The 22951-nt window shown below is 27.0% G+C and carries 19 protein-coding genes; 2 read left to right on the top strand and 17 right to left on the bottom strand.

Features of this window, described 5'->3' with window-relative positions:
* Positions 1-74 precede the first annotated feature (74 nt).
* Both J2S15_RS11190 and J2S15_RS11195 read right to left on the bottom strand, forming a co-directional pair.
* A complete protein-coding gene (locus J2S15_RS11190) occupies positions 75-311 on the bottom strand; it encodes a hypothetical protein (protein ID WP_307408315.1) in 237 nt (78 codons plus the stop codon).
* Positions 312-552: 241 nt separating this feature from the next.
* Complete coding sequence (locus tag J2S15_RS11195) at positions 553-2082, bottom strand: hypothetical protein (RefSeq protein WP_307408317.1); 1530 nt, start codon at positions 2080-2082, stop codon at positions 553-555.
* Positions 2083-3566: 1484 nt separating this feature from the next.
* Here J2S15_RS11195 and J2S15_RS11200 point away from each other — a divergent pair.
* Positions 3567-4289: a hypothetical protein gene (locus tag J2S15_RS11200; RefSeq protein WP_307408319.1), complete on the top strand. Its 723-nt coding sequence runs from the start codon at positions 3567-3569 to the stop codon at positions 4287-4289.
* 543 nt (positions 4290-4832) lie between these two features.
* Here J2S15_RS11200 and J2S15_RS11205 read toward each other — a convergent pair.
* The 4 genes from J2S15_RS11205 to J2S15_RS11220 all read right to left on the bottom strand — a co-directional run bounded on the left by J2S15_RS11205 (position 4833) and on the right by J2S15_RS11220 (position 11743).
* Positions 4833-6041: an ATP-binding protein gene (locus J2S15_RS11205; protein WP_307408321.1), complete on the bottom strand. Its 1209-nt coding sequence runs from the start codon at positions 6039-6041 to the stop codon at positions 4833-4835.
* Between the two features lie 105 nt (positions 6042-6146).
* A complete protein-coding gene (locus J2S15_RS11210; protein ID WP_307408323.1) occupies positions 6147-7247 on the bottom strand; it encodes a hypothetical protein in 1101 nt (366 codons plus the stop codon).
* A gap of 1017 nt (positions 7248-8264) precedes the next feature.
* Positions 8265-10028, bottom strand: coding sequence for an ABC transporter ATP-binding protein (locus J2S15_RS11215; RefSeq protein WP_307408325.1), 1764 nt, complete (start codon positions 10026-10028; stop codon positions 8265-8267).
* Positions 10025-11743 carry an ABC transporter ATP-binding protein gene (locus tag J2S15_RS11220; RefSeq protein WP_307408327.1) on the bottom strand — a complete coding sequence of 573 codons (1719 nt, stop codon included), beginning with the start codon at positions 11741-11743 and terminating at the stop codon, positions 10025-10027. Before J2S15_RS11220 ends, J2S15_RS11215 begins: the two co-directional genes overlap by 4 nt.
* A 480-nt stretch (positions 11744-12223) precedes the next feature.
* Here J2S15_RS11220 and J2S15_RS20310 point away from each other — a divergent pair, with 480 nt between their 5' ends.
* Positions 12224-12382 carry a hypothetical protein gene (locus J2S15_RS20310; RefSeq protein ID WP_370872536.1) on the top strand — a complete coding sequence of 53 codons (159 nt, stop codon included), beginning with the start codon at positions 12224-12226 and terminating at the stop codon, positions 12380-12382.
* A gap of 241 nt (positions 12383-12623) precedes the next feature.
* Here J2S15_RS20310 and J2S15_RS11225 read toward each other — a convergent pair whose 3' ends face one another.
* The 11 genes from J2S15_RS11225 to J2S15_RS11275 all read right to left on the bottom strand — a co-directional run bounded on the left by J2S15_RS11225 (position 12624) and on the right by J2S15_RS11275 (position 22920).
* Positions 12624-13298, bottom strand: a complete 675-nt coding sequence (locus J2S15_RS11225; RefSeq protein WP_307408329.1) for a DNA alkylation repair protein — start codon at positions 13296-13298, stop codon at positions 12624-12626.
* Positions 13299-13353: 55 nt separating this feature from the next.
* Entirely contained in the window at positions 13354-14226 is an 873-nt protein-coding gene (locus J2S15_RS11230) for a hypothetical protein (RefSeq protein ID WP_307408332.1), read from the bottom strand.
* A 467-nt stretch (positions 14227-14693) separates the two neighbouring features.
* Positions 14694-15965, bottom strand: coding sequence for a hypothetical protein (locus tag J2S15_RS11235; RefSeq protein ID WP_307408334.1), 1272 nt, complete (start codon positions 15963-15965; stop codon positions 14694-14696).
* 17 nt (positions 15966-15982) lie between these two features.
* Positions 15983-16699, bottom strand: a complete 717-nt coding sequence (locus tag J2S15_RS11240; RefSeq protein ID WP_307408336.1) for an SDR family oxidoreductase — start codon at positions 16697-16699, stop codon at positions 15983-15985.
* On the bottom strand, positions 16696-16932 hold the full coding sequence (locus J2S15_RS11245) for an acyl carrier protein (protein WP_307408338.1): 237 nt from the start codon (positions 16930-16932) through the stop codon (positions 16696-16698). The genes J2S15_RS11240 and J2S15_RS11245 overlap by 4 nt, the downstream gene beginning before the upstream one ends.
* On the bottom strand, positions 16925-18358 hold the full coding sequence (locus tag J2S15_RS11250; protein WP_307408340.1) for a class I adenylate-forming enzyme family protein: 1434 nt from the start codon (positions 18356-18358) through the stop codon (positions 16925-16927). Before J2S15_RS11250 ends, J2S15_RS11245 begins: the two co-directional genes overlap by 8 nt.
* Positions 18340-19683 carry an acyl-CoA synthetase family protein gene (locus J2S15_RS11255; RefSeq protein WP_307408342.1) on the bottom strand — a complete coding sequence of 448 codons (1344 nt, stop codon included), beginning with the start codon at positions 19681-19683 and terminating at the stop codon, positions 18340-18342. Before J2S15_RS11255 ends, J2S15_RS11250 begins: the two co-directional genes overlap by 19 nt.
* Positions 19684-19688: 5 nt before the next feature.
* Positions 19689-20891 (bottom strand): phenylacetate--CoA ligase family protein, encoded by a 1203-nt coding sequence (locus J2S15_RS11260; RefSeq protein WP_307408344.1) that lies wholly within the window; start codon positions 20889-20891, stop codon positions 19689-19691.
* On the bottom strand, positions 20884-21633 hold the full coding sequence (locus J2S15_RS11265; RefSeq protein WP_307408345.1) for a creatininase family protein: 750 nt from the start codon (positions 21631-21633) through the stop codon (positions 20884-20886). The genes J2S15_RS11260 and J2S15_RS11265 overlap by 8 nt, the downstream gene beginning before the upstream one ends.
* Complete coding sequence (locus J2S15_RS11270) at positions 21630-22466, bottom strand: beta/alpha barrel domain-containing protein (protein ID WP_307408347.1); 837 nt, start codon at positions 22464-22466, stop codon at positions 21630-21632. The genes J2S15_RS11265 and J2S15_RS11270 overlap by 4 nt, the downstream gene beginning before the upstream one ends.
* The gene (locus tag J2S15_RS11275) at positions 22459-22920 is read right to left on the bottom strand and encodes a nucleoside 2-deoxyribosyltransferase (RefSeq protein ID WP_307408349.1); all 462 of its coding nucleotides are present in this window, start codon (positions 22918-22920) and stop codon (positions 22459-22461) included. Before J2S15_RS11275 ends, J2S15_RS11270 begins: the two co-directional genes overlap by 8 nt.
* Positions 22921-22951 lie beyond the last annotated feature (31 nt).

Here is a 22951-nt window from a genome sequence, read left to right on the forward strand (position 1 = left end):
TAACGACTGTCAATTTCGATTACATCCTTAGTGTAAAATGAATACGGAATGAAAAAGCCCTTATAAAAGGACTCTTAAGTAAATGCATTTATTGATAGAAATATCCACAAGATAGTCATACCAATCCAAAAATATACATATTTGCTCACTCCAGTTTCTGAATCTTTAGAATTAACAAAATATTCGTATGCATTATATGCACTAAATAAAATCCACCAGTAGTTTATATATTCATCATATCCTAAAGCAAATAAACCTATCACTGCAATTGCTAAAATAATGAAAACTGGTGATTTTGAAAATTTTATCATATCATTCCCTCTCTTTCTCATAGTATAGCATCTGATTAAACTATAATCAAAAAAGTCGTTGAATAAGTGGCTTAATTATCTATGTCAGGGGGTGACAGGAAACGATTTCTTAATATCATTAAGTATTAAAATATGATGAATACATCTTTTTTCATCATTTTGTATTATATAGATTCATTGCAAATCATTAGTTTTAAATATTTTTTAGACTTCGCAAAAACATATATATACAGATGTATTATTATATTATAATACAATTTTCCGAGCCACAAACATTACAAATTTTTTTATCTGATCCTACTACTATAACATTATCATTTAAACAATCATTACAAAATAACACTTCTTTTGTAGATATTTTTGAAACTTTATCTAATCTAAATAATGAAAGTTTAGACTTTTCTATATTATTAGTTGATATAAAATCAGGATACAAGAATAATGTAGATTTCATTTTTAAAAATCTGTTATCGATCGCTATATTTTTATAAGTTAAAATATCTTTTGAAAGACTAACTTCATATCTTCTCTCTTTTTCATTCATCCACTTCTTATCTTTAAATGAGTATATCCAATAAGGAATTATCTGATTTGCAAAATCTACTTTTTTTGAATCACTTACATTAAATTGATTTATGATTTCAAATAAATCATTTAACTCCTTCTTTGCTTCTTTTTTTCCATATATAATATCATAAAAATAAACATTTCCTAATATCAATCCAACTTCAGACTTTTCTTGAATTGGTGCTAAAACATTCCCAATTCTATCTGTTTTATATCCAAAGTAATTTTTTCCATATTCTTTTTCTAGTGCAGCTGTGGGCTTGCTCATAGAAAAGGATGTCACAAACACATTGTCTTTTTTATTTACTTGTATTTTTTTTGCCCAATTAAATTTTATCCAATTTTTATCTTTGAAGATTTCAGCTACCATGGTGCCCTCTCTTTTGTCATTGAGAAATTCAAGCTTTTGCATCCATATTTCATGATTGTTTAAAGCACTAGTAGTTGCATTATCGTCCATATATTTATACAAATAATTTTCATTATAATTGTGCCTTGATTTCAAAATCCAGTTACTAATTGTAATACATAAAGTTCCTCTAAGAGGTCGTGTATTAATATCAGTATTAGTTTTCTTTAATAACCTAGCCATAAGCGAAAATAATTTTTTTAACTCATCTCTTGTGAAAGTTATTATTCCTAAAATACTTGAATTCGAAATAAAACTTAAATCATTCATCATCTGTATGTATGAATGGACAAGTGAATCATAAATATCATCATTATCATTACAATAGTTTATGCCTTGTTTCATTTCATGAAGAACTGCATCAGAAAATTTCCGTATTTTTTCTGTTCGGAAATTAAAATAGCAAATATAAAAAAGGCTGAGTTGTGAAATTAATCCATCCATATTATCAAAAAAATTATTATCTACTCCTAAGCCCATCATAGGCAACATTCTATAAGAAAGTATAATTGTATAAACATGAATATACATATATTCTCTTAAACTGTTAATATTGAAACGAATTGCATAAAAATATAGTGAATTAATTAGTGCTATTTCATATTCACTTACTCTAGCTACCCCCATGATATTCGATTCATTTAAATCGTTATATGTTGTCAGTGAAACTAGAACTTCTTTTTTCTTATAATCAGGATCTTCAATAAAATCTTCAACAACATCTTGTAAATTTTCAAGTCTAGCTTCACGATTATTTGCAGGCCAATCATTTGGTTTTTCAACTTTCATCATCATATTATATCAATGAACCTCCTTTTTTCTATAAAATTTTATTACTCTACTTGAGTCTTAATAACATAACTTATAATTTTATCAGTATGATATAATTATAAGGGTGATAAGATGGATTTTTCAAATTTTTTTGTATTTTTTGTAACCATAATAATACTACTGTTTATATTTTTAACTAAGAATAAAGCTTTAAGCATTCTTTTTAATGATATATTATCAAATAAATATTCAATAATTGTTATCTTGATTGTGCTAATCATTACATTGTTAGCATCTCAAATAGTCAACAATATTTTTAATTATAAATTTTTAAGTGTAATTAACATTATAATGATTTTTTTTGTATTAACGAATAATTATAACCATTGGGATAATCATATAGGATTAAATAAAATAAAAGTCTTGATTAACTCTCTAGTTAAAATGTTTATCATTGATGCATATATGATATTTTTTGAAGTTCTATTTTCACAAAGGTTTAATATTTTAGTATCTACTATTCTATCAATTATCGTTTCAATACTTTTATCATTTAAAGTAGTTTATTATTTTTTGCCTGATTTACCTTCAATGAAAAAATCTAGTGAGCCCGTCGAGTCCTTTGATTGGATTCCATATTTCGTGAATAATACTTTGTTCTATATTTCATTTATTGTAGTCTTTTTTACATATAATTCTTTTTCATTTACTTTCCAAAATTTTTTTGTTATTATCTCTTCAATTGTCGCTTTACTATATGATTTATATAAAATTTTTGTTCCTAAAATAATGAACAATCTAACTAATATGAAGAAGCTATATATCATCTGTTTTTTTATATCATTTGATTACAAGAATTATAATGGGTTTTATAATTACTTTATAAAACCATTTCTCATTGATAATTTAATAATATCTATAATCATAATTGTTTGTGTAATAATATTTAGATATACTGACTCAATTATCAAGTGGTATGCTAGAAAGACTTACAATAAATAATTAAAAAATTATTATCGCTAAGCAACCTTCATAAGCGCCTAAAAAGTGTAATTATATATAACATACAGTCCTATATATCTTTATAAAATTGAATGCTATAAATATTAAAACGAGTAATTTTATCCAAATTAATATTAAAATTCAATTCTCTTATTATATATGATATTTTTGTTCTATCTTATGATAATTATTTCTTACTTCTTAATATTTATTATATTAACTATCAAAACAAATATAGACGTAATGTATAAACTTGTTTCTTATCCATTTCTTATCTCAATCAAAATCATACATCATATGCTTAAAAAGAAAAGTTGCAATTACACAATATGTTCTAGTTAGTTTATCATTAACATAAATATATAAGTATTTTCTCATCTCATTTTTTCACAATAACTATTATTTTAATTATTTCATTATAATTTACTCATATAGTACTATTTTCCTTTATAAAAAAATTCTAATATATTAGAATTCTCAGCAAATACCAGGAGGACAGGACGTAAATGGATACTGAAAATAATATCACTAATGAACTATTTAATTCACCAATTGTAAACGGGCTATTAATAATACTAATTGCCATATTAACTCTAGCTATTATTTTTCTACTATTTAAATTTTTATTTGTTTTTATTAAGGATAAAATACAATCGCATGATACTCTTTATTTTAAAAAAGATGTTTATAATGGACAATCAATAATAATTCTCACAGTGAATATACTTCAACCAAAGAGAAAGAAAATAATATTTAATAGATTTTATGTTGGAAAAAGATTTGGGCAATCAAATGAATTGGTCATCACTGAATTTATGGGAGAAAAGTTGATTAAGAAGGCTTTCCCAAATGAATTCCAGTATGTCTTTAAATATGATATATACAAAGAAGACATCCCTGCAAACTATTATAATAAATATGAAGATAAAAGAAATTATGGAAACCAAATCAATAATAAAGGAGATGGGAACAATCAAATTGCAAGTGATTTTGGTCATACAGAAATTATTGATTATAGGAAATATAATCAAATAATAAAAGATATAGGAAATAGTGTTAATATTTCAAATATCCATAAAAATATGATGCTTCATACGATTGAGCTAATTGAAAACGAAAAGCTAACCAAAGAAGATTCTAATGACTCTATTAATATATTTAAAAAATATAAAGATGAAATTAGTGGGGTTATAGGTATTCTAAATATTTTAAGCAACTTTATAAAATGACAAAGACATCAATACATTTATTGCAAGTATTGATGTCTTTTTATGACGATAAATTTTCATATCTCCAAAACATAATTTTCAATTCTCTTAATAATTAAACGGAGTGCAAGAAAGATTTCTATATCATCTGATAGGATCGTACGTAATTAATCTAATCTATCACATATGTTTTCTAATATGAGCAACTTTGAGTTAAGCAATAATGTGTATTTAAACACAAACTAATTATAATTACAATTCTATATTGTCTAATACCTGTTTATAATTAACAAAATTACCACTTTCAGTTTCATGATAAATAGAATAACTAAAATTAATTATCAACCTTATTTCAAGAAATTTTTTAGATATTTCAATTCACTATCAATGATAATTAGACCACATTAACACTTTTATAATCGTAAATAAATTTACTTTCGATGATATCGACACATTTATTACCTGAAATGCTATTGTTAACTAATTTATATCGACTGTTTATAATTGAACTATCCTCATTTATTTTGCTTTTATCTTTAAGTAAACTAGCATTTCCGTACTCTTCTAAGTCCCTTTTATATCATTTAACCTTTTTTTAATTGCTTTTGCTATATTGATTTGTAATAATGACGATCGCCCAAATTTAGGGTTTTCTTGTTGCAGTTTTTCAATTTCCTCTTTAGTTGGCTCAATCCTAACATTAAAATCATTCTCTAAATCCTCAATTGTCATATTATATCTATAATTATCTTCAATATATTTACGTTCTTCTTCATCTTCATAAACCACAACATTACTAAGAATAGTTCTAGACGAGTAGTATGCACTATCAAACCCTTCAATCATATGATTATTCCAAGCAGAAATATATAGTAACATAAACTTCCAATCCAATGAATCTTTAGTGAAATAACTATATTTCAAATCTCGATTAGTACCAAAACCACCAAGTCTTGGCGCAATCGTCAAGCCTCTATCTCTATCAAAATTGAATAAAAATGAAAAATCAAGTATTTTATGTTGTCCATACATAGCAGAGATATTACTGTACTTTTGTATCCTCCATTCACTTGGAAATGAGCTCGAATTAGCGAGCCAGCCATAATAATCTCCAGTGTGAATTCGGTCTCTTTCATCATCAGAATCTAATGGTTCAATTAGAATGTAAAAATTAGGGTCAAAATTATATAAAAGTTTTTGTTCCCAATCAATGTAAGTCCAGTCGTTTACATGCTCCATTAAATATTGATATCGCTCATAAATTGTTTGATCTAAACGCATTCTTTTTCGATAGAGTTTTTCAACAATCGAATCACTTGCTGAACTATTAGAAGAAGTATTTGTATCAGAAATTCTTGTAATAATCTGACCTAAATGAATTCTTTTTCCTTGTACTTCATTTGAGTTCTTAGTAAGAAACAAAGGAACGTTTAAAGTATTAAATACAGTTAATATATCAATAATTTTATCATCTATCACTACCGTATTTATTTGTATCTTTGGTGCTTCTCCTGAAAAGGGCTGATGAATTAACATATCTGTTATTTGCTGAGTATTCCTTCTATTTGTATCTTCGTTAACTCCAAATATCTCAAAAGTATTATCTTCAACGCCAAATACCAAATAGCAATCTCTATGATGAGTTGTATTGGCAAATGCTAAAATATCTCTAAGAAGTTCAATCTTATTTGCATGCCATTCGCGTTTATAATCAAGCCATTCATTCTCATCTGTTTTTGAGCTTATTAAGTTATTTAATTGTATTTTATCCAAGCTTATACCTCCTTGCAATGAATCATTTCAATTTTATTATATAGATAAAGAAAAATTGACATTATTATTAGTTGATTATAATTTTATTTACTTCATCCTTAATTTTTATAACATTCTATATAAATTAGATATCAAATAATTATCAAACTTAAAGAAAATGGTATCATTATATCGCATAATCCTTCCAGCAAAATAAATCATATCTCTATGATAGTTTGTTATCAGTTCTTTTTGGGAATTAGCAGGTAGAACGGCTGCCATACTATTGTTGTAAAGCAAAAATTCCTTAAAATTAATTGGACTTGAATTTCTCATCTTAAATTTCAAATTTGAGTTATTCCACGAATCATCAAAGTATGCAGGAAATGCGTAACATCTTGATAAATATGAACAAAATGATGAACCTACTTTATTTGAATGGTACACAATACCATCACAATTTAAATGTTCTAGATTCATCATGATCAGCTGAGGAAAAATATATTCCACCTTAAAATTTCGATCAGATTTTTCATTTTTCATTGAGCATGCGATTATCAATGGATAAATCTTTAAAATTTCATTTATTTTTTGAATGTTTGTTTCACTTATAGCATTATTTAACTCTAATATGTCATTACTTGAATATGCTAGATTTATTAGTTTAAGACTTTTTTCAAGTTCAAAAATACATACATTTAATAATTCTTCTGCAGGTTCTCCAAGTTCTCTCCAAACAGTGTAAGAAGATTCTCCTAAATATATACATGGTATTCCAGGAATACTATATCGTTGACTTTTTATAATCTCTCTTTGATTAAAAGGTATATGAAACATACCTTCCTCTGTTATTTTTGTATTGCTCTCCACACGTCCCTTAAATAAATAACTTGAATAACTTATATTATTTATTGATTTATGTGCATTTTCATATTTAGTAAAAAACAATGAATTATGCTTAAATTTATCAAGAATTGTTTTTGTTGACCTAATTGCTTTTGCAACATCTGCTTTCAAGTAATAATTGATTATTTTAGGGATTTGCTTACAATCAAGAGCTACGCTTTTTCTTATTTTAGAATCTATCTTTAAGTTCCCAACAAAATTTGAATATAAATCTAATTTTTCTCTTAATATACTTTCAAATTTAGAATCACTATCATACATAATAGGTATTTCAAAATCACTAATTCTTTCTATATTTTCAATTTTTTCGATATTATTCATAATCCCTCCTATCTTCTTGTATTTTAACATATTAAGTAAATAAAAATTTATAATATTATTTTTAATAGTTAAAACCTATAAACCTTTTAAAATACTTTCTTAATAAATTAGATATTTCATTTATAAACCAAAATAGCTAATTCAAATAAAAAAAAGTCCATTTCTGAACTCTCAAATTCCATCATGGCACCAAAGCAAGGTTTAAAACTAACCCTTCTCTTGTGTTTACGTAAAGAGATTTTAAATCCCTTTAAAGACATTTTTGTTAACTATTAACTACATATTATCGTAGGCACGATATAATGTCAATACTTTATTTAACTCATTTTCACTTTTTCACTTCAGGACTCATTCTCATTTTTCATTAAAAAATGGACAAAAGAATAATATTATTTTTTTACATGTAAGTAGGCGGGGACAATGATCGATAATATATTTAATCAATTTACTACAAGAAAAGTTGCAATACTAATTTGGGCAGGTATACTACTCATATCCATGAAGTTCAATAAAAAATGCGATTAAGTATAATTGAGGTTATTAAGTATACCTTTATATATAAAATAATCATTTTAGTTCTAACCATAATTTGTTATGTTGTGATATTAACCTCTATATTAAAGATATTATACAATGGTTTTTATTTATTAGTATTCCGCTTTGTTTCAATAGCATCTATACTAAAAATCAAGATTATTATCTGAAGAATATATTTATTAGCAATTTTAAACTATCAAGATTTATTACTATCTATTATAATTCCAATAATTTATTCTATTGTTTTCACTACGTTTATATATATTCATGGTTATTGTTAAATACGAAAGTATATTTTTTAAGCATTTTATTTTTCTTATTTGTCCAATTTTTGAATTAGACAAATAAGAAAAAAAGGGAGGTTTCATTGAAATGCACCCCCTTGGCTATTCCCTTTTTGTCTAAGTATGTCCAACTTTTTTATTACAGATTACCTAGGTCTATTCATTTGAAACTTTTCACAAAATTATTTATAGGATTTTACGATTCATATGCGCTTGATTGAAGTGTATACATGTCAGCGTATAATCCAGCTTGCTTCATCAGTTGTTCATGATTTCCTTTCTCCTTCACCTGTCCATCTTCTAATAATATAATACAATCACTTTGACTGCAACTGGATAAACGATGACTAATTAGAATCGATAACTTATTATTGGTGATATGTTGAAAGTGTTTGTATACCTCTTCTTCTGCTAATGGATCCAAAGAAGCAGCGGGCTCATCTAAAATCATTAAAGAACCACCTTTATAAATACTTCTAGCAATGGCAAGTTTCTGTTCCTGACCTTTAGATAGATGAATACCATCATTTGAGAACTCTTTTCCTACATGAGTGTGAATGCCATTTGGGAATGTGTTCACTTCTTTTTTTAAGTCAGCTTGCTTTATCGCTTCTTCTAATTTCTCTCTATTGACATTATTGAAGGTAATGTTTTCTTCAATACTTTCTTGAAAGTTTTTAAAGTCCTGAAAGATAATCGATAGTTGGTTTAAATATGAGGTATATTCATATTCATTAATATTGACTCCATTGACAAGTATTTCTCCTGATGTTGGTTGATAGAGTCTGGATAATAATTTAACGATGGTTGTTTTACCACTGCCATTACGGCCAACTAAAGAAATGGTCAGTTTATCCGTTATCGTTAGATTTAGATGATTTAAAACAAGCACATCACTTTTAGGGTATGAAAAGCATACATCTTTAAATTCTACACAATGAATAGGTTCATCTAAGACCTTTGTGCCAGAAAGGTGGTCAGAAGTAACCGCTTTTTCAAACTCCACAAACCCTTCTAAATAAATTAGTGCTTGATTTACATTCAATAACTCTGTCTGCATTAAATTTAGTGTCATAAACATAGAAGTTGCAGCATTCACAAGCAAAATAAGATACGATGCATCAATTGGGTTTTTGATAGTTGAATATACCAAAAATATATACATAAAGGCCATCACCAACGTAGAGCATACCTTTCCAATCAATTCTCGTATATCACGGATACCATATCCTCTTGATCCTGAGTATATGAAATGATTATACACCTCAGAAACTTTTTGAAGTAAAAATGGCTGTAATTTGTATACACGAATATCTTTTGCGGAAGTAATATCATTCATCGTCCTAAGATAATACCAATATGCTTTATTTTCTTTGAAGGATGATTTAGCATATTCAGTTTCCTTTTTAACTCCCTGCCGATTAAATAAAAATTGAAGGGAAGATAAACTAACAATAAATATAACTAGCCAGACATTATAGATCAATAGAATAAAAATAACTCCGATTAATGTAATCGTGTATTGGATAATATTTGGAATTGCTATAAATAGCATATCGACTACATTTAGGTTTTGGATTGGCTCAATTGCGTTGGCACATTTATCGATAAAAGTAGGATCTTCAAGAGTTTCAAATGATACATTCGTCATCTGCTCACTCATATATCCGCATATTTGATTTATAAGTACATGATTCAGCAAAGTTACTTTTGCTTTTAGATAAACGCTAAGTAAACGAACAACTAAAGCAATAGTCAATATAGTAATAATTCTAGGAATCGCTTCTTTTGCGTGTGTTGCCTGAGTAAGTTGATTAATTACAAAAGATGGTAAATAAATACTAATAAAAACTAAGACTAACTGTGTGCAGGCAAATAAAAATTGAAGTGGTAAAAAAGAAGGTTGTAATGAATTGGTAGTTTTTAATGTAAGACGAAGAACTTCTACTTTTTTTTTCATATAGACACCTCCTCTTGATAATGTTTCGACTGTACTTGGAATAAGTTATAATATGATCCTTGTTTTTTCATTAACTCATCATGGGTTCCGTATTCAGAAATATTTCGATTGTCTATCAAAATAATCTCATCGCAAAAGCTTGTACTTGCTAGCCGATGAGAAACAAATAAAATGGTATGAACTTTATATTCATGATTAATTTTGTGATAAAAGTCATATTCGGCGATAGCATCTAATGCAGATGTAGGTTCATCTAAGATTAGAATTGGGCGTTTTGAACAAAGTGCTCTTGCTATTGCAAATTTTTGCGCTTCTCCACCAGATAGATTCATTCCATCTTCACTTAGATATTTTGTGAGCTCTTGCTCATAAGAAATATCTTTCATTTTTTCACCAAGACCAACTTTTTTAAATACATCATCAATTTCTTCCTCTGTGATATCTTTTCCAAAGGTTAAATTATCCTTAATAGAATAAGGATATAAGTTAATTTCTTGAAACACAGGGGCAAACAAATCAAAATATTCAGAAAGTTTATAGGATTGAATATTGATTCCATTTAGTAATATTTCTCCTTCTATTGGTTCATATAGTCGCATTAACAGGTTCACAAACGTTGATTTTCCTACCCCATTTAAACCAATAATCGCTAGTTTCTTACCATTTTTAATTTTAAAGTTTAGATTTTTATAAATATAGTTAGTGCTTCCTGGATAATGGAAACTTATATTTTTAAATTCGATTTCCCAATCACTAGCTAGTGTAACAGACATTCCTTTTTCATCCACATCCTCCATTCCAAGCATAGCAAATAAGTCATTGTATTGCGTATATCTACGGCACATCTTCTCAAAGTTATTCATTCCTTTATCGAGTGCAGAATTTAATTGCATAACGAGTACAGAATAGGTCGAAAATGAAGCTATATCAATTTGACCATCAAAGTAGAGTTGAAGTAAAGAAATGTACATAAAGGCATCCCTAATAAATTGATATACACCATCACATAATAAAGGAGCACTAGCAAGGTTGGTGATTTTGCTCATGATATTTTCTAATGTATGAATCATCTTGTGTAGTTTATTTGAGAACCATGATTTTAAAGAAAATACGCGTAATTCTTTTCCAAAGGCAACATCCATGGCGACATCTGAATAATATTGAAAATGGCGGAATTCTCTGCTGCTTTCCTCATATAGTGTATCAATTTTTTCGTTAACAGAAATATTCATATATACATAAACAAAAAACCATACAATGATAAAAATGGATAATAATACATGCAATTGAAATAAAATACCAACGGATACAAATATGATGGATAAAGAGCTGCTTAGTTCCGCAAAGTGTAAGAAAAACCACTGAATACCATCAACCGAAGATACCGGCCTAGAAATTGTCCATAAATTATCACGAATCTCAGGTTTTTCTAGTTCTGATAGTGGCAAATGAAATATTTTATCATTTAATTCAAGGAGTTTTTTATAACGAAGTTCATACCCAATTGGTGTATATTTGTACTTACAAAAGGATGCACCAAGTCCTGCGAAAAGAATAGCCACAAATAGTATAAAAAGTTGTGCTATATCCACCTGCGTTGATTCAATCATTCTTAAAACAATTTTGGGGACTTGAATCACACAATAACTATAGATTCCCACAAACATAAAGTTTAGTAGGACATAAAGAAAATATATTTTTTCTTCATCCCACATAATTGAAAATAGTCTTTTAAATGTGTGTACTAGCGAACGAATTTTCTTCATAATTCAATTGTATGATTAAAACGTACCTTGTAGACGACTGAACCATACTTCTCCTTTCATGCATTGCTATAATGAATTCGACCTATACAGATTTCTCTGATACCAAACATATCTTCCTTATTGAAGGAAGATATGTTTGGTTTAAGTCTTCTTCGTATTACCATTAAGTTCTTTATCTTTTTCGTTCCTCTAGAAGATTTAAAACTAAATTAATGAATTCTTTAGGAGATATGCCTTTTCACAAGGTAAATCTTCGTAATGTAAGAACGATAAAATTTACGTATAAAACTCTTGTCTTGTGCTTGTTCACTCTTTTCAGAAACTTCTCCAATCTTCTGTAAATAATGATTTCTATAACTTACATCTATATAGATATGGTTTAATTACTTTGAAATCACGTATTAAGACTGACCTGTTACCTATGCTGGACTGAATCCAATCGTTCGTCAATACAATCAATTTAATGCAACGCGTACGCGAATCTCTATTCATGATAAGAAACTACTTCGTTATGTACTCGTGTGCTCTGCTTGGAACGTTATATTTTCAACTAATTCTTTAAAGCATTTTATGATCATAAACGTCTGACTGAAAAATTGCAATACCGCTCTTGAGCATCGACTAATAAACCAGTTCGTTATATATATATATATTGTATCAAAATAATATAATGCGCCATTCAATCTAAAATATTTAGAAACTTCACTATTTTAAATGTTCTTTTGATGAGTTATTTTTATTATATTTAATTTCCTTTATTCTTGACGATCCATAGCAAGTCTTCTGTTAATATATTCATTATTGAGTGTAAAGATTACGTTAATCAATTCTATTTATTTTGAATGAAACGATTTCTTTTTAACTCATTCCTGTTTTCTATTGGCATTTTTTCCATTGCATAATTAAATGTAATCACATTCATTTGTAATAAGTGGTTATTTATAAAGGAAATTGTTTGCTCTGGATATGAAAGATAACTATATTTCAAGAGCCATCCCACAGCTTTCTTTATGTGTAAATGTTCTTCATCAAGTAGTTCTTCACACACAGCATCGACGATTTCATAATCTACATTAATTGAAAAAGTTTGCGATGAGTGAATAAGGCAAACAGCCGCAGCTCTCTTTACATAAATACATGATGCTTTAGTCCAATTTAAAATATTTTTATATAGCAGTGGATATCTTTCAACAAACGGATTCAATACCCTATAACAATATTGGTCACATTCATACCATTCATTTACATACTCATAAAGAAAATTCTCAAAGAAATGAAAATATTCTAAAATATATATATTTGAAGATTTAATAAATAATGTCCCAAATGAAAATAATTTGAAATTTCCACTATCAATCATTTTTTCAAATAACATTATTTTTTCAATATCTTTTAATTTCAAAAATTGACTTTTAAATAATTTGTTTATTTTCATAAAATTGAATTCATCTGCATTTAGTATATTACACTTTACTTTATCAGCTAATTCTTCAATATTTTCCATTTTTCAACAAAAATAATTGATTAAAATCAATTATATCCTCCTTTACTTTTATCTTCTAGATTATATAATAATATTTACTTAAATTAATTATTTTATCACAAAACTGAAGTTCTAATTCAAATGCTCTATTTAAATCATCTTCTAATAAATAACTTGCTTTTTTTATATATGCTTTCATAAACGAATATTTTATCTCTATCCACGTCTGAAGTAAATATTCTATATCAAATTTCAAAAGATTCAAAAAATTAAATTCTGGAAATTTATTTAAATACATCAAAAAAGAAGCAAATAGTTCTCTTGAATTAATAATATATGTTAATGGATTATGATCAATGACATCAATTAAATCATTATCGTCAATTTTCGAACTTTTATTTTTATCTTTATCAGAAAGCGCACTTATCACTTCATCCAAATTTCTTAGATATTCTTTAGTACTCAATTCAGAAAGCATTTTTTTCCATAAAACTTTTCTATCGATATCCTGTTTATTATAATAAATTTTAATCCGTTTTCTTGTGATTTTGTTAAAATCCGAAACATTAATCTTAATTCCCATTGCATCAAAATTCGAATCAAATATTTCTACAAAATTATTTAAATAATGAACAGCTAATGTATGTGGAATATGTTTCTTTTTGTAGTAACGTTTTGCCCAAAATGCATCAAATAAATCAATTTCACAGATTCGATATGAACTATCAACAATATTTAAATTATCAATTTTATCTTCTAACGCAAATAAACTCTCCATATTTTTAAAAATCTGTTTTTCTTCAGAAAATTTTTCTTGTATTTTTATGAACAAGCTGTTATAAAATAATAAATTTACATCAGCTTCATTGATAATTTGAAAATAATTAATTACTGCTGCTAGATAACAATCCATTCCGCTGTACTTCTTGTATTTTCTTTTATTAATCATTATTTGTTTCCCTTCAATTCAAGTAAGTCAATAAATATTTTAGCATGTTCTAGCTGATAAGTTTATAAAAATTCAATTAATTTTAAATGAATATAACGTTCACTTTGTTCTATTTATTTGGTAAATCGTTACAATATAAATCATTTATCTATTCAAAAAAATAATCTTAACACCTATTAACTAAAGGTTATTCTATTCGTTTAATATTTAGTTGATTTAATTAGTTTTCCTTCGCAATTTCATTTATTTCATTTCTTCTTCAGGTAAATAATTTTATAAATCATACAAATCGAGTGATGATTATTAATCAACCAAGATTAATTACTATTCAGATGAAACGCCTTTCGAATATAATTTATTGCTTACCTACCTTTAGCCACCAAATGACATATATAATATATTGATAACTTTTAAATTATTTCTGATTTTTTGAGCAACCTAATATATCATTTCATTTTCAAGTGGATCTATTCATGTGTATCAAATTCATTTAATTCATCTAAAATATTCAAAAAATACTTTTCATTATTTTCAGGAAATAATTTTTTTGAAATCCATTTGGAAATTATTTTAATTTGTATTTTTTCATTAGAATTATATTTATTTAAATTTGACATATATTCTTTGTATAATTTTTCATTACTTATATCACAAAAAAAATCATCGCATATCGAAAATATTATTTTATCTTTAGTATATTTTTTAAAATGCTCCACAACTTTAAGTTCAAGTTCTTTATATTTTGGCTTGTCTCTTATATTTTCTTTACATTGATCAAGAAAATCATATAATGAAAAATTGCTAATGTTAATTTTATTCATTATGTTGTTATTCATTATGTATAACTGTTCTAATGCATAATAAAATGAAACTGCAGTAATACTACCATCATAAGCTTTTTCATAATAAAAATTTTCATCAATAAATTTTTGTAAAGTGTTTGTTTTTAATAATAGAGGAGAGACTACTATGCCAGACACCCATGTTTGTTCTGATAACCATTGAATTGTTTCAATGAAGTTATTTATTGATAATAATGGGTTAAATCCTGGTATACCAAACAATACATTTACACTAACTCTACCCTTGTTCATAGAATCAATTAACTTTCCACTTTCAATAATCTGCTTATTTGAGATTATTTTATTTAACCAATGAACTCTTAACCACTCATTAGCTGTTTCCATTCCAATACTAGTATTCAAAATCTTTCTCGTCATACTTTCTAATCGGATATATCTATTTTTCTCAATTGTAGAGGCCTTACATTGCACATTCAAAATCACTGGTTTTTCAGATAAATTACTAGATATCATTTCCAACGTACTATCTGGAAGTTGAAAATTACAAAATACATCTTCAATGGCAAATTCATCAATAAACAAATCACGATATCCATTTAATAAACTGATACTTTCTTTTGCACATTCATTATATAATGAGATATCATTTTTCCGAAGATATTGCATTTTTGCAATCATATCAAACTTTTCACATAAAAAATTGCAAAAGGAACAACCATTAATGCTCTTTTTATTACAAGCATATGTACATCCAGAAGTAAGAATAAAAGTAGAAGAGTCATCTTGCCATTCATCAGTAGTCGATAATAAATTCATTTCATCTATTAACTCATCAAAAACTGATTGTGTTCCTTTTTTTTCGCAATCATCTAAAATCATACTAAATTTTTCTGAATCACTTTCCCACAATTTTTCTACAATATTTGTTATAAACATGACTAATTACCTCACTTTCATGTATCAGAGATATATTTGTCTCCTTCTAATTGATAAATAGCTCCCTGCTTGTTAAAGAAAACATCACTGCACATATAAATTATTTGTTTTTTAAATATATTTATTTCCATATTATTCCGCCTGCTATTTTTATTAATTGAAGATGGAATACTTGGTGGATATATTAAACTAATTGAAATATCTAACTCTCTCAATTCGCTGGCTACCGATTTTGTTAATCCAATTAAACCACTTTTTGAACAAGAATAGCAGGTATTATAGACGATGCCTTCACGTCCTCTACGTGAACCTATATTGATTATCTTTATTTTTTTATTCAATCTTAATTTTATAAAGTATTTGATAGTTAATAATGTCCCAAATAAATTAATATTGATTACTTTATTCATTATATCAATATCTGTATACAAAAATGGAGAGTTTTCAGAAATGGCTGCACAGTTGATTAAAATATCAATTGGCCCAAACACTTTTTCTGCAACAATCATTAGCTTATTAACTTCAGATTTATCTGAAATATCTGCTTTTATAAAAAAATAGTTACCTTGATACTTAGAGAAATACATTTCTGAAATATTCTTTTTTTCTTCATTTCTATAATAGTTGACAATAATCCTGGCTCCATTTTCTAAAAGTGATAAACCAATTATTTTTCCTATCTCACCTGTACCACCAGTAATTAAAACCACTTTATCTGATAAGTTCATAATCATATATATTTCTCAACAGCTTCAATTAAATCTGATACTTTTTTTATGTTTTTATAATCAATTGATTCAATTTCGATTGAAAAATGATCCTCAATCTCTATTAGTAACCTAATAAAAGATAGCGAGTCGAAAAACAAGTCATCAACCAATGAAGACTCAATTGTCACGTTAGTAACATGTACCTGTTCTCTTTCAATACAATTCTTAATTATTTTTAAAATAGATTGTTTAACCATAATATTTACTCCTATTTTTTTTCCCATTTTTTGTATGCTTAATTTCATTTACTAGATTAAATTTCTTAGGAATTTTATATGTACTTAAATATTTTTTACAATGATTATATATCTCTTCATGAAAAATATTTTTATCGGAAACAATATCAGCAACTAGCAAGTTATCTTCTTCAAACACTATACAATCCATAATTTTTTTATTTTTCAAAATACACTCTTCAATTTCCTCAGGATGAATTAGATTCCCATTAATTTTAACAATATTTTTTATCCTTCCTTCTATAAATAATTCTTTATTGTGTAAATATCCGAAATCTCCAGTCTTTAACCATCCCTTTTGAATTACTTTATTTGTTAGTTTATCATTATATATATATCCAGCCATTACACTTGCACTTTTAAGAATTATTTCTCCCTTTACAAAGTCTTCATTTGTAACGATACATCCATCACCATATATCCCAACTTCTACATTATCTATTGGAAAACCTACAGAATTAGGTAGAGATTTGTTCATATTGTATTTCAGCGTAGATACCCGTGGTCCTGCTTCAGTAAGTCCATATGTGATATATATTGTCGCATTTGAGAAATGATATTGAACTTTTCGCCTACTATCCTCTGAAATATAATCGCTACCAATACATACTTTTGTTAAACTACTTACTGAATGCTTTGCGTCACGTTTAATATATTCTAGTATTAAATTAGGCGAAACCATTAAACATGTAATTTTATCCATCAAAATAGTTCTATAAAATTCAGTTGTTGTCAAAATTCTAGATTTTCCAATAACTAGTGTTCCTCCAACATACAGAATTGATAGTACCTGAGCATGCATACAGTAGGAAAAAGCCATCGATAATAATACTAGTGTTTTATCATTCATACAAAAATCAAGAGATGCCACATTTGCTTTAATATTACTAAAAATCGCCTTATTTTCAAATCCGACAAATTTCGGCAAATTTGTACTTCCAGAAGTTCTATAAACTACATTATATTTCCCTAAATCGTTAAATACATATTTATTTTTTTTAATAAACTTACCATTATCTAATATGTAATAATTCACATCCAAGTTTTGGATTTTTTGTGCCCCTTCTATATCAGTCAATATCAAATCAGCTTGACAATATAAATAACTTTCTTCAATTTCATAACATGTACAAAAGTAATCCATCGGGACAACTGTAGCAGCAATTCCTTGAACAGCAAAATAGCTAATTATAAATTGAAATGAATTAGGGAGAAATAGTATCACACATTTTATATTGATATTCAAACTATATAATCGTGCCACTAGACTCTCAGTATAATAATATAATTTTTTATATGAATATCTATTTGAACCATCATAGACAGCAATTTTTTCAAGTTCTTTTTTTTGGTTTATTATATCAATTATTATATTTTTATTTGACATTCAAAGCACCTGTACTTTTCTTTAAATGGAACATTTGTCCATTTACCAACCTTTTTTACAACAAAATACACATCATATCCTAATATTTTCTTTAGATTCTCTTCCAAATATGTCTTCAATTCCTCTGAGTAAGCAATTGTTAGAGTGTTTGAAAATTTAAATATAAAATTTTCATATGTAAGTTGTATAACTTTATATCTTCCAAAAAAAATTTGATTTTTGTTTTGAAAAAAATGAATTAAATCATTTACTATATTAAATTCATATTTTTCATTTTTTTTGGACAATAAGTGATCATTCTCTCGACACCCCACAAGTTTAAATAAAAAAGGATATCCGTCTTTTTCTTTAAATCTTGAATTGGAGTCAATCCACTCTGCTAAATCTCCTAAATTATATCGGATGAGAGAACTATCAGGACTATTTAAATTTGTAATTACTGTCTCATATCTTCCGTTTGCATTAGGAATCAATTCTAAAAAAACATTTTTATCTAGCAAATGAAATAAATCATCATTTATGGAAACTCCAATAAAATTACTCTCATTCCCACTATATACATTTAAAATTTTTGTTCCTATTTCTTTTTCAATCTTCTCACGTTGATAATTGCTTAAATATTCACTATTTACCTCAAAATAATTTATGCATTCTACTGTTTCTTTCATTTTTGAAAAATCAGAAATATAATCACATAAGCCTTCTAAAAAGGATGGCCAGGAAATAATTGCAGTAATTTTATTGATTTCACAAAAATCAATAAAATTACTATATGTTTCTGGATTCAAGCAATCTATACATGCGATATATCCATATTTTGTATACTGAAATATTGGCTCTTCACTGTTAAAAACATATTTCCTGGCTACTATAGATTCAGGAAGGACCCATACATGATTTGATAAGTCTATAATATTTTTATGCTTTCTTCTATAAATATTCAATTCTCTATAATTATTAAATATATCTGTATCACTTCTAATCACTTCCAAGGGTATTCCTGTTGATCCACTTGTTATTAATATATTTAATGATGATAATTTTAATATCTCATCTTTCTCCGCATAGTTAGAAAAATCCTTAGTTAAATTATCGTATTGTTTCTCGTTTAACATTCCTTCTCGTATAAAGTCTAGTTTATTTTCTAAATAATCCATCTTATTTGTGATTGGTATTTTTTTAAACTCTTCATAAGTGTTTATTTTATTGATTATTATTTCATTTTCTTGAAACAACTTCATATAATACTTTGTTTTTGATGCAAAATGCAAACAACTTATGATTTGCTCTTTGTTTCTATTAAACTGTTTATGTTCAATTTTCATGTCTATTACCTCAAATCAATAATTTTTTTGTTTTTACCAGTTTTTGATAATTCAAGGTCATCACATTTCTGTACTTCAATTTCTATTTTATTTCCTTTTGATAACTCATATATATCAATAGACGCATTGGCTATTTCTTGCTCTATGACGTCTGTGCAAATTGGATTATCTGTTCTAATTAGTATTTTCAATTGAATTACTCCATTTATTTCTTTAATTTCACATTGCCAGATATCTACTGCACTAAGATGTTTTTGAACAATAGTTTCTATATGAAAAGGATATAACTTAACACTATCATATAATACAACTCCATTGTTTGACCTGCCAATGATCTCGATAAGGTCTTTTTCTTTATCAATTATTTTTACTTCATCTCCAATTTCATATCTAATTAAAGGTGTCCCAAACAAATTTAAGGAGGTTATAACCAGGTTTCCTATTCCACCCCCCTTTACATACCCATCATCATTTATCACCTCGAAAATGAAGTCATGACTTAATAAATAAATTAGAGAGGAATTTTCTTCCGAAAAACCTAATGCATCTGTTTCTTCACTTCCATAATGGTTATAAATTTTACACCCTAAAAGTTCAATCACTTTATGTATAAATGATTCCTCCAACTTTTCTCCTGAACTTAATATTGTCTTAATAGATAAATATTTAATTTTATTTGTTTTTATACCAAGCTTTATTAGGCTTTTTAATCGTGAAGGAGAAATATCTATTATATTAATCCTATAATCTATTAATATATCAAGCAAGATATTGTCAGAAATATCATTCAACGGAAAAACTTCTAATCCTATCCGTTTAGAGGCAATTTGAGTTATTTCTCCATATCCCCAAAATCCAAAAGGTTGAATAATTCCAATTTTATCGTATCTGGTTATACCGCTTTTCTGCATTAACATAATTTGATTGAAAATGCTAGACTCAAAATCTTCATAAGTTCTAAACATTAACTTTGGATTCCCTAATGTACCAGAACTGGCGCACACCTTATAGAAGGAAATATTTGATTTAAATTCTTTTGAAAATTTAAATAAATCAATTGAGCTCGTAAGCGGTATTGATGTTAATTCGTTTATATTTTCTACATCAACATGTCTGAATTTTTTTTTATAATATTCATTATTATCTTTTGAAAATTTTATTATTTTTTTTAATTTTTCTAATTGGATGGTTGTAATTGAATTAATCATATAATATTTCCTCAACTACCTTTATAATTTGCTGCTCCAATAATTCATACAATTCTTTTCCCATATCTACTGTAACGTGTTCAACTTTACTCAACACTCCATCATTCCCCTTCCATTTGTTGGGAATCGGATACGCGTATATCCCTTCTGGAGGAGGTGATATACAATCTTTCATTTTATTAATTCTCACACTTTCAGGTTTAAAATACATCATCAAACTAGTTTCAGATGCCCCTGCATGCTCGATACTCCAATTATCAAATTCTCCAAAAATATTTCTCATTTTTTCTCCAGAAACTAAATTCCACCAACTGAATGCAATAACTTTTATATCAATAAGAACTTCCTCTTCCCTTAACTGCTCAATTGCTTCAAAAATACAGGATTCATTTTCCCAATGGCCATTAAGAATTATTAAATTTTTAGCACCATTTTGAAAAATGGAACGCAATAAGCTTTTCAAATAAGAAATGAAGATATTCGAGTCCACATAGAGTGTTCCTGGGAATTCATACCCACCACCACTGCTTGGTAAACTTCTGCATGAATAATTAACTGGCGGGAGTAATGCACTATAATAATTATTCTCTATTATTTCCGATAAATTTAAACTAATCTCAGCATCTACATTCATTGGTAAATGTGGTCCATGTTGTTCACAAGACCCTATTGGTAATATAAATAAGCATTTATCTTTTTCAATTAAGTCAATTTCTTTCCATGTCATTTCTGAATATTTCATAACTCTTCCTCTTCTAATATTTGTTTTGTTCTTTTAATTGTATCAATAACATCACTAACACCTTTTGTATATAAGCATGCGCATTGACCCACTCCTATTGCCCCCAATTTAAAATAATTAATACAATCCCTGCTTGAAGACACACCACCTATAGCGATTTTTGGAAAATTTATTTCTTTTGTATCCTCAAGAAACTTCAATACAAGAAATTTCATAAAATCTCCAGTCATTCCCTTTTTCTCGAATTTCCCTTCATCATCAAATTCAATAATCGGCAAACAATCGGTTACTGATACAGCATGACAACCGCTTTTTTTTACAATTTCAACCATTCTACGATTTTTCTTCTCTTCGGTAGACAGCAATAATTTAACGATTATTGGTATTTTAATTTTGCTAGACAATGCTTTACAGTATTCATATAGTAAAACTTCATTAAAGCATAGTGGTTCTTCTCCAAATGTTGGACAAGAGCAACATAATTCGATATATTTTACTCCGATTGCCTCCATCTCACATGCAATATTTATTGCCTCTTCAACATCCTTTGAAAAAATACTTACTATAACACGATCTAATAAATGAAAATGTTTTAATGATATTATCCAGTCACTAAAATTGATATTGGAAAATCCATCTTTATTAAATGTCATCCCATTCTTGATTGCTATGCTGCCAGAAATATAGTCAGCTTTATCTGTAATAGTTTTGGTTGTAATATAATCAAATCCAATCTCATATAAACGTTTTATGCCTTTTATATTTCCGGAATAAGGACCAGCAGCAGCAATAAGCGGAAACGATATATCAAATAAATTATCCTTATTATTCATATGTAATACTCCTAATATCTTTTTTTAACTGTTCTACAGTCTCATAATGCTTAATTTTTTTTAAATCTGTTGCACCTTTTAATAAATACGAGCAATTTTCAAACTGTTCCTTGCGACATATCATTATTATTTTTTTATTCGCTTCTAATGCCCATCCTAATTCAATACACGTACCATCACTTCTAATTGAATAAGGATTTTCTTGTGAACCGAATATAACAAATAAATATATGTCGCAAATCTTCATAAATCTCGAATCTCGAATATATATGTCTTCTGCAGAGAAATCATCAGTTTTTTTTCCGAAATCTTCTTCTAAATGAGCTGAAAGCACTCTAAAATCATTTTTTTTAAAAAATTCAAATAAATCGATAAATATTTTTTTTATTTCTGAATCAAATTCCCCACATTCCGTGACATATTGAATGGGTCCTCCAATATAAATGTTTTTCACTCTTTTTTTACCTTCCTATTATTGTTTTACT

The organism is Breznakia pachnodae, from assembly GCF_030814225.1.
Taxonomy (GTDB): Bacteria; Bacillota_I; Bacilli_A; order Erysipelotrichales; family Erysipelotrichaceae; genus Breznakia; species Breznakia pachnodae.

Excerpts from the sequence above, each read along its gene's own strand:
- J2S15_RS11220 (WP_307408327.1), bottom strand. The coding sequence starts at position 11,743 with ATGTGGGATGAAGAAAAAATATATTTTCTTTATGTCCTACTAAACTTT.
- J2S15_RS11255 (WP_307408342.1), bottom strand. The coding sequence starts at position 19,683 with ATGAAAATTGAACATAAACAGTTTAATAGAAACAAAGAGCAAATCATA.
- J2S15_RS11240 (WP_307408336.1), bottom strand. The coding sequence starts at position 16,699 with ATGATTATGAACTTATCAGATAAAGTGGTTTTAATTACTGGTGGTACA.
- J2S15_RS11210 (WP_307408323.1), bottom strand. The coding sequence starts at position 7,247 with ATGAATAATATCGAAAAAATTGAAAATATAGAAAGAATTAGTGATTTT.
- J2S15_RS11225 (WP_307408329.1), bottom strand. The coding sequence starts at position 13,298 with ATGGAAAATATTGAAGAATTAGCTGATAAAGTAAAGTGTAATATACTA.
- J2S15_RS11265 (WP_307408345.1), bottom strand. The coding sequence starts at position 21,633 with ATGAAATATTCAGAAATGACATGGAAAGAAATTGACTTAATTGAAAAA.
- J2S15_RS11245 (WP_307408338.1), bottom strand. The coding sequence starts at position 16,932 with ATGGTTAAACAATCTATTTTAAAAATAATTAAGAATTGTATTGAAAGA.
- J2S15_RS11270 (WP_307408347.1), bottom strand. The coding sequence starts at position 22,466 with ATGAATAATAAGGATAATTTATTTGATATATCGTTTCCGCTTATTGCT.
- J2S15_RS11230 (WP_307408332.1), bottom strand. The coding sequence starts at position 14,226 with ATGATTAATAAAAGAAAATACAAGAAGTACAGCGGAATGGATTGTTAT.
- J2S15_RS11200 (WP_307408319.1), top strand. The coding sequence starts at position 3,567 with ATGGATACTGAAAATAATATCACTAATGAACTATTTAATTCACCAATT.
- J2S15_RS11190 (WP_307408315.1), bottom strand. The coding sequence starts at position 311 with ATGATAAAATTTTCAAAATCACCAGTTTTCATTATTTTAGCAATTGCA.
- J2S15_RS11215 (WP_307408325.1), bottom strand. The coding sequence starts at position 10,028 with ATGAAAAAAAAAGTAGAAGTTCTTCGTCTTACATTAAAAACTACCAAT.
- J2S15_RS11195 (WP_307408317.1), bottom strand. The coding sequence starts at position 2,082 with ATGATGATGAAAGTTGAAAAACCAAATGATTGGCCTGCAAATAATCGT.
- J2S15_RS11250 (WP_307408340.1), bottom strand. The coding sequence starts at position 18,358 with ATGTCAAATAAAAATATAATAATTGATATAATAAACCAAAAAAAAGAA.
- J2S15_RS11260 (WP_307408344.1), bottom strand. The coding sequence starts at position 20,891 with ATGATTAATTCAATTACAACCATCCAATTAGAAAAATTAAAAAAAATA.
- J2S15_RS11235 (WP_307408334.1), bottom strand. The coding sequence starts at position 15,965 with ATGTTTATAACAAATATTGTAGAAAAATTGTGGGAAAGTGATTCAGAA.